The sequence below is a fragment of the Methylotenera sp. genome (genome assembly GCF_030653755.1).
Taxonomy (GTDB): domain Bacteria; phylum Pseudomonadota; class Gammaproteobacteria; order Burkholderiales; family Methylophilaceae; genus Methylotenera.
In genome coordinates this window covers 1-13,595 of the sequence record NZ_JAURYU010000017.1, presented here as the reverse complement: position 1 = coordinate 13,595, position 13,595 = coordinate 1, and the positions used below count along the sequence as shown (strand labels likewise).

The 13,595-nt window shown below is 41.8% G+C and carries 12 protein-coding genes and 1 pseudogene; 6 read left to right on the top strand and 7 right to left on the bottom strand.

Annotation, left to right across the window (positions count from 1 at the left end):
* The first annotated feature begins 42 nt into the window (after nt 1-42).
* From Q7U33_RS03440 to mutM, 5 genes are all read left to right on the top strand, one after another.
* Complete coding sequence (locus Q7U33_RS03440) at nt 43-978, top strand: ATP-binding cassette domain-containing protein (protein WP_304858187.1); 936 nt, start codon at nt 43-45, stop codon at nt 976-978.
* Nucleotides 979-1,056: 78 nt separating this feature from the next.
* Nucleotides 1,057-1,803 (top strand): ABC transporter permease, encoded by a 747-nt coding sequence (locus Q7U33_RS03435; RefSeq protein ID WP_304858186.1) that lies wholly within the window; start codon nt 1,057-1,059, stop codon nt 1,801-1,803.
* Nucleotides 1,804-1,817: 14 nt separating this feature from the next.
* Nucleotides 1,818-3,203 carry a GldG family protein gene (locus Q7U33_RS03430; RefSeq protein WP_304858185.1) on the top strand — a complete coding sequence of 462 codons (1,386 nt, stop codon included), beginning with the start codon at nt 1,818-1,820 and terminating at the stop codon, nt 3,201-3,203.
* 65 nt (nt 3,204-3,268) lie between these two features.
* Entirely contained in the window at nt 3,269-4,165 is an 897-nt protein-coding gene (locus tag Q7U33_RS03425; protein ID WP_304858184.1) for a DUF4340 domain-containing protein, read from the top strand.
* Nucleotides 4,166-4,253: 88 nt separating this feature from the next.
* Entirely contained in the window at nt 4,254-5,069 is an 816-nt protein-coding gene (gene mutM, locus Q7U33_RS03420) for a bifunctional DNA-formamidopyrimidine glycosylase/DNA-(apurinic or apyrimidinic site) lyase (RefSeq protein ID WP_304858183.1), read from the top strand.
* A gap of 32 nt (nt 5,070-5,101) precedes the next feature.
* On the opposite strand, the gene Q7U33_RS03415 is transcribed toward mutM, so the two are convergent.
* The 5 genes from Q7U33_RS03415 to Q7U33_RS03395 form a co-directional block, all read right to left on the bottom strand.
* Nucleotides 5,102-6,565 (bottom strand): sodium:solute symporter family protein, encoded by a 1,464-nt coding sequence (locus Q7U33_RS03415; RefSeq protein WP_304858182.1) that lies wholly within the window; start codon nt 6,563-6,565, stop codon nt 5,102-5,104.
* Nucleotides 6,566-6,685: 120 nt separating this feature from the next.
* Nucleotides 6,686-8,233 carry a ubiquinone biosynthesis regulatory protein kinase UbiB gene (gene ubiB / locus Q7U33_RS03410; protein ID WP_304858181.1) on the bottom strand — a complete coding sequence of 516 codons (1,548 nt, stop codon included), beginning with the start codon at nt 8,231-8,233 and terminating at the stop codon, nt 6,686-6,688.
* A 3-nt stretch (nt 8,234-8,236) separates the two neighbouring features.
* A complete protein-coding gene (locus Q7U33_RS03405) occupies nt 8,237-8,905 on the bottom strand; it encodes an SCP2 domain-containing protein (RefSeq protein WP_304858180.1) in 669 nt (222 codons plus the stop codon).
* A gap of 11 nt (nt 8,906-8,916) precedes the next feature.
* A complete protein-coding gene (gene ubiE / locus Q7U33_RS03400) occupies nt 8,917-9,657 on the bottom strand; it encodes a bifunctional demethylmenaquinone methyltransferase/2-methoxy-6-polyprenyl-1,4-benzoquinol methylase UbiE (RefSeq protein ID WP_304858179.1) in 741 nt (246 codons plus the stop codon).
* Between the two features lie 12 nt (nt 9,658-9,669).
* Nucleotides 9,670-10,050: a gamma-butyrobetaine hydroxylase-like domain-containing protein gene (locus tag Q7U33_RS03395; RefSeq protein WP_019897576.1), complete on the bottom strand. Its 381-nt coding sequence runs from the start codon at nt 10,048-10,050 to the stop codon at nt 9,670-9,672.
* A 202-nt stretch (nt 10,051-10,252) separates the two neighbouring features.
* On the opposite strand from Q7U33_RS03395, the gene Q7U33_RS03390 reads away from it, so the two are divergent.
* The gene (locus Q7U33_RS03390) at nt 10,253-12,214 is read left to right on the top strand and encodes a dynamin family protein (protein ID WP_304858178.1); all 1,962 of its coding nucleotides are present in this window, start codon (nt 10,253-10,255) and stop codon (nt 12,212-12,214) included.
* A gap of 108 nt (nt 12,215-12,322) precedes the next feature.
* Here the strand turns inward: Q7U33_RS03390 and rpoH are convergent, their stop codons facing one another.
* Together rpoH and Q7U33_RS03380 are read right to left on the bottom strand one after the other, a co-directional pair.
* The gene (rpoH, locus tag Q7U33_RS03385) at nt 12,323-13,180 is read right to left on the bottom strand and encodes an RNA polymerase sigma factor RpoH (RefSeq protein WP_304858177.1); all 858 of its coding nucleotides are present in this window, start codon (nt 13,178-13,180) and stop codon (nt 12,323-12,325) included.
* 324 nt (nt 13,181-13,504) lie between these two features.
* Nucleotides 13,505-13,595 (bottom strand): annotated as a pseudogene (locus Q7U33_RS03380) (IS1595 family transposase); the annotation flags it as partial.

Here is a 13,595-nt window from a genome sequence, read left to right as displayed (position 1 = left end):
ATAACCGTCTGTATTTAAAAGAATGTTTTAATTTGAGTACCTATGAATAATTTTACAGTTGAGGCAATTGAGCTTACGCGGCTTTACGGAGGCCGTGAGGCGGTAAGTAATGTAAATTTCACCTTAAGTAAAGGCGAGGTTTTAGGGTTCTTAGGCCCTAACGGTGCTGGTAAATCTACTACCATGAAAATGCTCACTGGCAATTTGGCGCCTAGCCATGGCAGTGTCAAAATTTGCGGTATCGATATGATAGAAAATCCAAAAGAGGCTAAAGCACTCATTGGCTATTTACCAGAAATGCGACCCTTATATAAAGAGTTGACTGTAGATGAGTACTTGACGATGGCCGCTAGACTGCATCGAGTGAGTGCTAAACATATTAAAAAAGCCGTTGAAAATGCTAAAGAGCGCTGTGGTTTAACGCATATGAGCAAACGCTTGATTGAGAACTTATCAAATGGTTATCAACAACGTGTTGGTATTGCACAGGCTATCATCCACAGCCCAATGGTGGTGATTCTTGATGAGCCGACAGTGGGGCTCGACCCGATTCAAATTCGTGATATTCGTACATTAATTCGTGAGGTTGGTACTGATCATAGCGTGATTATTTCTACACACATTTTGCCTGAGGTTGAAATGGTGTGTGATCAGGTGCAAATTATTGACAAAGGCAAGCTGGTTTTTAACGGCTCAATTGATGTGCTTAAACGCCAGCGTATTGGTAATAAACTGCTTATCGGTTTACGTAATCCTCCAGCGATTGAAGAAATTTTAAGAATATCAGGTGTTTCAGAAGCTGAAAGCTTAGCCAATGGTTTGATTCGTGTACGTTATGCGGAAAATGCAGAGCCAGCAGAAGCGATCGTACAAGCAGCAGTGCAGCAAGGTTGGGGTTTGCATCAAATCGCACCAGACCAAACAAGCTTGGAAGATGTGTTTATGCAGTTGACTTATCAAGAGCAAATTGCTGCTTAATTAGGTTTAATCCAGTCACTTTTCAGTATAGCACCAGTCACTTTTCAGTATGAAAATTGGTTATTTGAGGTTTTATTTATGATTATTAATGTCGCAAGAAAAGAACTTAAAAGTGTATTTGCCTCGCCGATGGGGTGGGTGATTTTGTCATTGTTGATGTTTGCTTTTGGTACACAATACCTAAATGCTGTGAATGATTACTTTGCCGTGATGTCTGGTGCTATGCGCCCAGCTGAGCGAACAGGTGTTACTCAGTTTGTGGGGCAGTCTGTCTATGGCTTAGCTTCATTTATTATGTTGTTTGCTGTGCCTTTATTGTCAATGAGGCTTATTTCTGAAGAGCGCCGCAGCCAAACTCTGCCATTTTTATTTAGTGCGCCTATTTCGCTGACTGAAATTGTGGTGGGCAAGTTTCTTGGTCTAGTGGCGTTTTTAAGTATATTGGTTCTGTTTATTGGTGCCATGTTGTCTACGCTTAATATTTGGGCAGATATCGACTTTGGCTTTTTATTGACTAACTCACTAGGTTTGTTGTTGATGGTGGCGGGATTTTCTGCCTTAGGGATTTATTTTTCTAGCTTAACGCAGCAGCCTGTTATTGCTGCCATTTTAACGTTCATCGCACTATTTGCATTGATGATGTTAGACCGCTTCTTTGGTGATGATCCAACTAACATATTGGGTAGTTTATCGCTCACACGTCACTTTCAGTCATTTGCTAGCGGTTTGATTGATAGCGCAGATATCGTATATTTTATTTTATTCGCAGTGACATTTTTAACCTTAACAGTGCGTCGCCTAGATGCTGACCGCTTACGTGGTTAATTGGAATTTTTAACATGAACATTAATCGTAAATTACGTTTTCAGTTATTAGTACAAAATTGGTTTTTTGTCGTATTGTTTTTAATGCTTGTGGTATTGCTAGGTTTCTTAGCGAGCGAGTACCGTGTTGCAAAAGATATTACACAGGCTAATCGCAATATTTTGACGCAGGGCAGTGTGAATGTACTCAAACAGATGAAAGCGCCCGTTAACATCACCGTGTATGCAACTAAAGATGATGCATCAAGCGGTGATGTATTCCGTAAAGGGATTGTAGACTTTGTTGCACGTTACCAACGTGATAAAAAAGATATCAGACTTAAGTTTATTAACCCATCTGTAGAGCCAAAGCTAGCTCAAGATGCTGGTGTTAAAGTGGACGGCGAAGTGGTAGTGGAGTACCAAAAACGTGTAGAGCACATCACGCCACCGTTTGCAGAGCAAGAATTTACTAACTTGTTAGTAAGACTATCTCGTACTAATCAACAGGCTGTTATGTATTTAGATGGGCATGGCGAGCGTAACTTGATTGGTGTTAAGAATCATGATTTGGGTGAATTTGGTAAGCAGTTAGAAACCAAAGGCTTTAAGTTTGCTAACCCAGATTTAACGATTGCACAGGCAGTACCAAGTAACGGTGCTATGTTGGTAGTGGCTAGTCCGCAAGTAGATATTAGCGAGATTGAAGCACAAAAAATTAAAGCTTACTTAGAGGCTGGCGGTAATTTGCTATGGTTGCTAGATGATAATGACTTTAAAGGCATGCAGAACGTCGCTGATTACTTAGGTCTGCAAGTCTCTCCTGGCGTCGTGTTGGATATGGCGTCTGCTCAGTACGGTGCAGATGCGCGCGTTGCATTTGCAAGTTTGTATGGTGAGCACCCAATCACGACTAACTTTATGTTACGTACTTTGTTCCCTGAGTCACATGAGGTCATGGCGTATGGCAATGACGAAAATGGTTGGAAAGTAAGTAAGCTTGTTGAGGTTGCGCCTAATGGCTGGTTATCTTCTGCGAAGTTGGCGAAAGGTGCAAAACCTGTTTTTAATGAGAAGACAGACAAGCGTGGCCCAATTAATATTGGTGTGGCCTTAGAGCGCATTTATGGCAAAAAAGGTCAACGCGTGGTGGTGATGGGTAATGCTAACTTTTTATCTAACACCTTTATTACCAATGGTGGCAATCTGGATTTGGGCGTAAATATTATTAATTGGTTGGCTGGAGATGACAACCTGATTACGATACAGCCGATGCCTTTGAAAGACATTAATGTATCAATTCCAGATACTGATCAGGGTCGTCTAGTCGCTTGGACTGTGTTTCATAGCTTCCAATATTTTATCCCACTGGGCTTCATGATTGCTGGGTTATATTTCTGGTGGAAGCGCAGAAAAGCTTAATAGGATTATCACTGAACATTAGAGCTGTTTAATCGAGCCTTGTCATAAGTTTTTGAGGGAGTTGCATGAAAAAACGTTGGTTATTAAATCTAATTTTGCTTGCTGTGGTAGCGAGCTTAGTGACTTTTTTGTATGTTCGTCCTAAAGCAGAGGCGAATAAAGGTGCTGAGTACGAAGTTTCTAGCTATAAACTGGCTGAATTTAATGCAATTGCGATTGAGTTCCCAGCTAAGGCAGCTGTCACTTTTGAAAAAGTAGACGGATATTGGCGTTTAACAGCTCCCTATAAAACACGTGCTGATCAGTTATCCGTGCAACGTATTTTGGCGATTATCGCTGCTAAAAGCCGTGAAAAAATCGTATCAGATGACATGGCTAAGTTTGGGCTAGTTAACCCAGCACTGAAGTTAAAGTTGATTAGAGACCAAAACAGTTCAGAAGAGTTTTTATTTGGTACCTACAACCCACTCACTGACGAGCAATATATTTTTCACAAAAATACGGTTTACCTAGTATCTAATACTTATGCTGAAGCGGCCTCTACGCAAGTGATTGAAATGGTAGATAAAGCACCATTAAAACCTACTGAGAAAGTAGCTGGCTTTGACTTTAGCCGACTAGAGCAATGGGAAGAGTCTAGGTTAAATGTCGATTTAGTAGATGGTCAATGGAAGGTTTCAATCAAAGAAGCTAAGCCATTGCAAAATGAGATGAACGAATGGGTCGATTATTCATGGATACATACGCTTGCTAAGTCAGTTGAGTTGTATACCCCTGATCGTAAAACCGTTTATCCTTCATTTGAAATAAAAATGGCAGATGGCAGTAAAGTTCATTTCGATAAGATTCAAGAGTCACCAGATTTGCTTTTGGGCCGCCCAGATGAAGGCCTCATGTACACTTTTCCATCAGACTCTGGTTTTGTGATGCTGAACCCACCTATTAATATGCCAAGTAAGTAATGCTTAATTGATTCACTTATTCTGCTAACTTGAAAAATCCCCCACGATACATTTGCATCGTGGGGGATTTTTTTCTAGGAACTCACACATGCCAGAATTACCAGAAGTTGAGACCACGAGGCTAGGCCTATTGTCGCTTTTAGATCAGAGCGTAGCAGCGGTTGTGATTCGCAATGGGTCATTGCGCTGGCCTATTCCAGCAGATTTGCCAACCTTGCTACATGGACAAACCTTACGCGCACTAACACGGCGTGCTAAGTATATTCTGGCGCATTTTGACAATGGTGTTTTATTGCTGCATTTAGGGATGTCTGGTCGTATTTGCTTGTTAAAAGAAACTGAGCCAGCCCAAAAGCATGACCACTTTGATGTTGCCTTTAACGACGGGCAAGTACTTCGCTTGCGCGACCCTAGGCGCTTTGGTGCAGTGTTATGGGCAGGTGAGCAATATGCTCAGCACAAATTACTAAGTGTGCTTGGCCCAGAGCCTTTAGATGATGCATTTACAGGTAAGTATTTGCAACAGCACATACGTACACGCACGGCAGCTATTAAAACAACAATAATGGACAGCCACTTAGTGGTTGGCGTAGGTAATATTTATGCAAGTGAGTCTTTATTTCGCGCAGGTATTCACCCTGCAAAACCTGCTAATAAACTAAGTTTGAAACAGTGTGAAAAACTAGTGGGGGAAATAAAAGCGACACTAAGTGATGCACTTAAAGCAGGAGGTAGTAGCCTGCGTGACTTTTTTGGCACAGACGGTAACCCAGGCTATTTCCAGCAGCAGTATTTTGTGTATGGTAGGACTGATGAGCCTTGTAGAATTTGCGGTAAGCCTATTTTAAATATTCGGCAAGGGCAACGCTCCACGTTTTATTGTGGAGTATGCCAAAAGCACTGATGTATATTGGTGTTTAAAATAAACTATCAGTGCTAATGAGACCTTGCCGCATGTTCATGTAAATACCCCGCTGGTTTTTCTGGGCTGCCGCCGATTTTTTGGGGGAGTAGTGAGCCTAGAATCATCGCAATGATACTGACGCCTAAGCCGATGAGTTGTGGTGGAATCAGGCATTCTTCACCCACCAAGACTTCAATCAATACCCACGTGCTGATGCCACCAATAATGGCGGCTAGTGCACCTTGTGAGGTGGATTTCTTCCAGAATGCGCCAAAAACGAGCGGCACAAATGCGCCTGCTAACGTGATCTTATAAGCAGACTCCACCATGCCAAAGATTGAGCGTTCAGAATTGAGTGCGTAGATTAACACGCATAAACCAAAGCTTAATAGGCAAACACGCATGACCTTGAGGAAACCTCTGTCACTTAAATTGGGCATGTAACCTTTGACGATATTTTCTGCGAACGACACTGACGGGGCTAATAGTGTTGCTGATGAACAGCTCATAATGGCAGAAAGTACAGCACCAAAAAAAATCACTTGTGCAAATAGCGGCGTATGCTCTAATACTAAATAAGGAAGCACGCGCTGAGAGTCTTCTACTACTAATGCTCCAAAATGTAGTGGGTCAATTAATGTCGCTGAATAGGCAATAAACATGGGTACAAAGGTAAAACAGAAGTAGACAGAGGCGCCTAATATAGATCCCCAAAGTGCGATTTTTGCACTCTTGGCAGAGGTGATGCGCTGAAATACATCTTGCTGTGGAATTGAGCCTAGCATCATGGTGACCCAGCCACCAAGGAAGCTTAGCCATACCCAGATATCTGCACCTTTTGGAAAGAAATCGAGCTTGCCCGCTGCACGTGCGTGCTCAATGACAGGAGCAACACCGCCTGTCATGCTAGAAACAATGCTACCGATATAAAGTAAGCCACCAATAACAACGATCATTTGCACAAAGTCTAATACTGCAACGGAAAGCATACCGCCGAATGTTGTGTAAGTGAGCACGATGGCTGTGCCTAAAATCATGCCAGTTTCTTCACTTACAGCACCGTCAGTAATAATATTAAAAATAAGGCCAAGCGCTTTGATTTGTGCGGCAACCCAACCCAAGTACGAAATAACAATGGCAATGGTCGTGAGCACTTCAACAGAACGGTTATAACGCATGCGGTAGAAATCACCAAGCGTGATGATGTTGAGTTTATAAAGTTGAGTAGAGAAAAAGAACCCCGCAATGATTAAGCACATGCTGGCGCCAAACGGGTCAGCGGCGACACCATTTAAGCCGTCTGTGACAAATGTAGCAGATACCCCAAAAATAGCCTCTGCACCAAACCATGTGGCAAATACGGTTGCCATCACGACGGGTAGTGGCAGATGCCGCCCCGCAACCGCGTAATCTTTAGTATTTTTTACACGTGTGGCGGCAACTAAGCCTATCGTAATCGATATCAATAAGTAGAAGACGACAAACCAAATCAGCATAGCAAAATCCTACAGTTTATTAATGATGTGCCTAAAATTGAGTGGTGGATAAATAGTGCGCGCTTAACTTCATAATGTAAGTTCTAATATTTTAAGTAACGCTACGTTAGTAAATTGTTATTAAATAAAGTAAGTGCCTGCAATTAACAGGACTTCAACAAGCGCCAAAACTACAATAGCAATCACTAGCCGTTTTTGCCATATTGCTTGTTGCTGCTGTGCTTTGATTAGTTGTTCTATCGATGTTCGCAATGGTACTTCTTGCTCGGCTTGGTTGGTTTGCATTAAAAACTGATGCGCTAATCTAGGCATTTGCGGCATCGTTTTAATGATGTGTGGCAGTTCATTTTTAAAGTTTTTAAGCATGGAGCGCCAGCCAATTTGTTCACTCATCCAGCATGTTAAAAATGGTTGTGCACTTTTCCATAAGTCTAAGTTTGGGTCTAGCTCTCTACCTAAGCCTTCAATATTGAGTAGCGTTTTTTGCAACATAATTAATTGTGGTTGGATGATGACACCAAAGCGACGCGCCATCTGAAACAAGCTGAGTAAAGTACGTGCAAAAGAAATGTCTTTTAATGGTTTGTTAAAAATAGGCTCACAAATCGCTCGAACTGCAGTTTCTAGCTCCTCTCGTTTGGTGTCCGCAGGTACCCAGCCTGAGTCAATGTGCGCTTGAGCCACATCACGATAGTCTCGGTTAAAAAATGCTAAGAAATTACGCGCAAGGTAGTATTTATCTACATCGTTTAGTGAGCCCATAATGCCAAAATCAAGCGCGATGTACTTGCCGTCATCTGCTACTTGTATATTGCCAGGGTGCATATCTGCATGAAAAAAACCATCACGAAACACTTGTGTGAAAAATATTTCAACGCCATCTCTAGCGAGTTTTGAAATATCAATCCCTTTTGCAATTAATAGGTCACGCTGGCTAATTTGCGTGCCATGCATACGTTGCATGACCATGACTTCTTTACGGCACCAGTCCCAATGTACGTCTGGCACAATTAACATAGATTTATCTGCAAAATTGCGGCCAAGCAGGCTACAGTTGGCTGCTTCCAATGTTAAATCCAATTCGCTTTCGGTATGTCTTGCAAACTCTGCCACAATCTCGCGCGGTTTTAATCGCTTAAATTCAGAAGAGATACCTTGTAACAATAAAGCTATGGTATCCATGAGTAGTAGGTCGTGCGCAATGGTTTTTTCGATATTTGGTCTTAATACTTTGACGGCAACAGGCTCGCCGTGCGGTAAGTGCGCAAAATGCACTTGCGCAACTGATGCACTTGCAACGGGTGTTTCATCAAATTGTGAAAATCGCTGTGCTAAGGGCTCGTTAAACGCTTGCGTAATGATGGCTTCTACTTCTGCAAAACTAAATGGCGGAACTTGGTCTTGTAGTTTTGCTAACTCATCAGCAATGTCTGCTGGGATTAAATCGCGGCGGGTTGATAGCATTTGCCCAAACTTAACAAAAATAGGGCCTAGTGTTTCTAAGGCTAATCTTAAGCGCGCACCACGCGGGGTGTTTTTATTACGCCAAAACAGTAAGATACCGATAACGGATTGCAGTGGTTTGAGTTTGCTGTGATTCAGTATTAACTCATCTAAACTGAAACGCAGGGTAATAAAAATAATGTAAAAAAGCCGAAAAATCCGCATAAATTATTTAGCGCTATCTGTAACTTGGTTGTGTGGGGCAGGGCTGATTTCGATTGCCTGAATTTCGGAAATCTGGGTTTCATTTGCTTTGGAACAGTTTGGTTTAGCGTCACTAATTTTAGCGAGCTTTTGTAATCTTTTTTCAAAACGCTCAACATCAGAGCGCAAACGATCTACTTCACTGTTGAACTGGTCAACATGTCTTTTTTTAGCCAGCATCGGCTTCTCTTCTTGCCAGTACTCACTTAGCATGCTGGCAATGTTAAAACCTGCATCTTTAAGATTTTGCACAGAGCTTCTTGCGAATGATCCAATTTTATTGGCAGGTACATCACCCACCAGTTTGCTTAAGTCATCCTCATAATCCCAGTGTAGATGAGAAAATACTTTGGCTAATGCAGTTGCAAGGTGCGTGTCGCCAGTAATCTCAATTTGCAATTTAGCCGCTTCATCTTTTGCAATCAGTCTGAGTAGCAAACTAGGTGCTATGTTAATGCTTGCATCAGGAATGTTGGTCTCACCAGCCATAGCTAGGCTACCATCCTCTAAAATTACTAGTTCGCTACTTACAGGCGCGATCGTAATACGCACAGATTTCCCTGCAAAAGGTTGCAGCAAAGTACAAGCCCAAGTGTTTTGTGCTATCAGATGTTGCAAAACGTGAGTGCTCATGCTTTTAAACATCAGATCTTATAGCCTTTATGTAGTGCCACTACACCAGCGGCTAAGTTGTAGTAATCTACTTTGCTAAGACCAGCATCCACCATCATTTGTTTGAGTGTTTCTTGGTCTGGATGCATACGAATAGATTCAGCCAAGTATTGATAGCTTTCAGCATCTTTTGCCAGTAGCTTACCCATTAGAGGTAACAACTTGAATGAATAAACATCATAAGCTTTGGATAATGGCTGCCATACTTTTGAAAACTCAAGCACCAGTAAGCGACCGCCCACTTTCAACACGCGCTGCATTTCTGCTAGAGCTTTATCTTTATGTGTCATGTTACGCAAACCAAATGCGACAATCACGCAATCGAAATGTTGATCAGGAAACGGCAGTTTCTCTGCGTCACATTGCATGGCGGGCACGTTCAGGCCAGCGTCCAGCATGCGGTCTCGACCAACGCCTAACATAGATGCATTAATATCTGTCAGAATCACTTGGCCCTCTGGCCCTACTTTTTGCGCAAACAGTTTAGATAAGTCACCGCTGCCGCCAGCAATGTCGAGCACTTTGTCGCCAGGATTTACACCACTAATACTGACTGCAAAACGTTTCCAGCTACGGTGTAAACCCGCAGACATGACGTCATTCATCAAGTCATACTTATTGGCGACAGAGTGAAATACTTCAGCGACCTTTTTTGCTTTCTCAGTCTCTGCAACAGTTTTAAAGCCGAAGTGTGTGTTTTGTTCGGTGGTCATCACAGTATTCTCTTAAGATAAGTTTTTGCGAGCATGCCCAGCTGCACTTAGTTTGCCCAAATACTCTAGCCAGAGCGACTCGTAGTTACGTGCTAAGTCATATAAGTAATCCCATGAGTACAAACCTGTATCATGGCCGTCAGTAAATACTAATTTGACTGCATAGTTCCCAACAGGGTGAATGGCAGAAATATTGACATCTTCTTTACCTATTTGCAGCACCTCTTGCCCATGTCCGTGCCCACGTACTTCAGCGGAAGGTGAGTAAACACGTAAGAACTCGCAAGACAACATACATTCAGTATTGTTATCAAATTTAATCTCCAGCAAACGCGATGTTTGGTGAAGTTTAATATCGATTGGGCGAGGTGCGTTTTGTGTGTTTTCGCTCATGGCATGCTTAACTTCTTTAAAAAATAAGATGATAACAGAATGAGTTAGTTTGCTGATAATCTAGTACGTAACCGTTCATATTTAATAATTAACCGCCTGTCCGAATTCTATTAAGTAATGTAGACAATAGTGCATGCTTTTATTTGCATATTGAATTAACAGTGATAAAGTAACACTACCTAAAAATGGTTTGAGGACCATCATGGCAGATAATAAATTAGCACATCATTTTGAAGTATATTCCCAGTGGCGAAAGGCGCTTGTCGATACGATTTGCGATTATCGTAGCTGGCTAAACGAGCAAGAGCTCAATGATGCGCAGGTCGATCAGAGAATTCAACAGCTGTTGGACAGGCTACGTGAAGATAAGTTGAACGTTGCATTCGTTGCAGAGTTTTCACGCGGCAAGTCAGAACTCATTAATGCAATATTCTTTGCAGGTTATGGCACACGCCTGTTACCCTCTAGTGCGGGTCGTACAACCATGTGCCCGACTGAATTGCTATACGATAAATCAAAACCAACCTCAATTATGATGTTGCCGATTGAGACTCGTCTTTCTGACGCAACAACTTCAGAATATAAACGTTATCCCGATGAGTGGAAAACAGTGACTTTTGATATTGACTCGAATGAGAGCATGGTGAATGCTTTTAAAGAGGTCAGTAATACTAAAGCCGTTTCCTTGCAAGAAGCTGAGAAGTATGGGTTATATGACCCTAATAACGCGGATGATGCGCTAAACATTAACAAAGACGGTACCATTGATGTACCATGCTGGCGTTATGCCATGATTAACTTCCCACACCCATTGCTCGAGCAGGGTTTGGTTATTTTAGATACACCTGGCCTTAATGCGATTGGTACAGAGCCTGAATTAACATTGAACATGTTGCCAAATGCGCATGCAGTACTGTTTATTTTAGCGGCAGACACTGGCGTAACTAAATCAGAAATTGATGTTTGGCGCCAATATATTAGTGGTACACGTTGGAAACAAAAAGGTCGTATTGCCGTATTAAATAAAATTGATGGCTTGTGGGATGAGTTAAAAGACGAAGAGGAAATTCAAACTGAGCTTGCTAAACAAGTAAAAACCAGCGCAGAGTTATTGGGTTTGGAGCCTAACCACATCTATCCAGTATCTGCACAAAAGGGTTTACTTGCTAAAGTGAATAGCGATGAGGCTTTGCTTATAAAAAGCCGTGTTTTAGAGCTGGAAAAGGCTTTATCAAACGAGTTGATTCCTGCAAAAAAAGAAATCGTGCGTGACAATACGCTAAATGAGATTGAGGATTTGATCACTAATTCTCATATGATTTTAGATGCAAGATTTTCTGGTGTTAATGACCAGTTACTTGAGTTGCGTGGACTTCGTGGTAAAAATGAAGACGTAGTCGAGCACATGATGAACAAGGTCAAAGTAGATAAAGAAAACTTTGAGCAAGGTCTGCAACGCTTTCAGGCATTGCGTAGCATCTTTTCGCAGCACACTAATCGTTTATTTACCTTGTTGGGCATGGAGTCGCTTAAAGTGCATGTGCACTCAACTCGCCAGACCATGGTTGACGCAAGCTTCACAAAAACCATTCGTGTGGCGATGGATAACTTCTTTAGTGAGCTAAAAACGCGCTTGATTTCGTCTGATGTGCAAATTGATGAGATTAAACAGATGATGGATGTGATGTATGAGAAGTTTTCAAAAGAGCATGGCTTACGTAAATCTGAGCCGCCAGCTTTTACTACTTTACGCTATCAAAAAGAGCTATCTAAATTAGAGCGCGCATATAAAGAGCAATTTAATACAGCATTTAATATGATTGCTCACGAGAAAATGACGCTTACTAGCAAGTTTTTTGAAACATTGGCAAGTCGAGTAATTCATGTGTTTGAAGTGGCTAACCGCGATATCGAAAATTGGTTGAAAGCTGTGATTGCGCCTATGGAGTCTCAAGTGCGTGAGCATCAACTCCAACTGCGTAGGCGTTTAGAAAGTATTAAGCGTATTTATAAAGCGACGGATACTTTAGAAGATCGTATTGCTGAGTTAGAAGTGATTGAGCGTAGCATACAAGCCCAGTTAGATGACTTGAGTGTGTTGCGTATGCATATGCGCAACGCGCTTGCATTTGAGCCAAATCAAGCAAGCAAGGCGGTAGCTTAGGTGTATCGTAAGTCTTGATTGTAGAGGGTGATAGTTTAACAAAAAGGCTGCATAGCAGCCTTTTTGTTGTTGATTACTAGTAGACTATGGCTCAAGTTGTCTGAGGGATTAACGACTCGCCAACATGAGTGTTTTCATTTTTAGCATCGCTTTTTGCTCAATTTGCCTAATACGCTCTGCAGATACACCAAATTCATCAGCAAGCTCATGTAGTGTCTTGCTGTCGTTTTCTTGTAACCAGCGCGCTTCAACTACACGACGACTACGTTCATCTAAATGATTAAGCGCTGATGCGAGGCCAGTGGTTTCAGCCATTTCAAACTGTTTGGCTTCTAGGGCTTCTGGCGGTGTTAGGCTCTCATCTTGCAGGTAAGCAATCGGGCTGTAGTGTTCTTCGCTGTCATCATCAATATTGGTCTCTAGTGAAATTTCATGACCATTCAGACGAGATTCCATTTCCAGTACTTCTTCAGGCTTTACATTCAGCTCATGTGCAATATGTGCAATCTCATTAGGCTGCATGGTATTGATACCAGTTTTCATGCTGCGCAAGTTGAAGAATAGCTTGCGCTGTGCTTTAGTGGTGGCGATTTTAACTAAACGCCAATTGCGCACGATATATTCATGGATTTCTGCTTTAATCCAATGCATTGCAAACGAAACTAAGCGCACGCCCCGTTCAGGATCAAAGCGTTTAACGGCTTTCATTAGCCCGATATTGCCTTCTTGAATCAGGTCTGCTTGTGGTAAACCATAGCCCATGTATCCACGTGCGATACTCGCTACTAAGCGTAGATGTGAAACAATCAACTGACGAGCAGCCTCAAGATCATTTTCTTTTTTAAACTTCACAGCGAGAGAAAGCTCTTCCTCCGCCGATAATATAGGGTAGGCTTTAATCGCTCTAGAGTACTGTTCTAGACTGTCAGTTGCTAATAATGCAGGTACTGTTAAAGCATTGGTCATTAGTTGGTAACCCTCCTTTATTTGGTTATTTTAGCACTCCTCGTTTGAGAGTGCTAGTGTAGGAAAGTTCAAACTCAGTTGTGTTCTTTGACAATAAAGTCGAAGACATTACATTAGAGTTGGAGACATTGCATTAAAGTCGTGAACAATTTGTGTTTGCTAAATAAATTTGGTTTATCGCTAGGAAAGTTTTGATACTACAGTTTTTCTGGAAAACAAAGCAGCTAGAAAGGCATCGCGGGATGCTTCAGTTTTACATATCAATACAAAATTTTCAATTTTAGGGTGTGTGAATAATTTTATTTGAAAATGGGTCTTAGGAAGCTAAAGCGGTTTATTTCGTAAAAGTTTAAGTATCTCAAGGTAAATGTTATCACGTCGATGATTAAATCTATATTCAGTCTCTTTCAGGTGC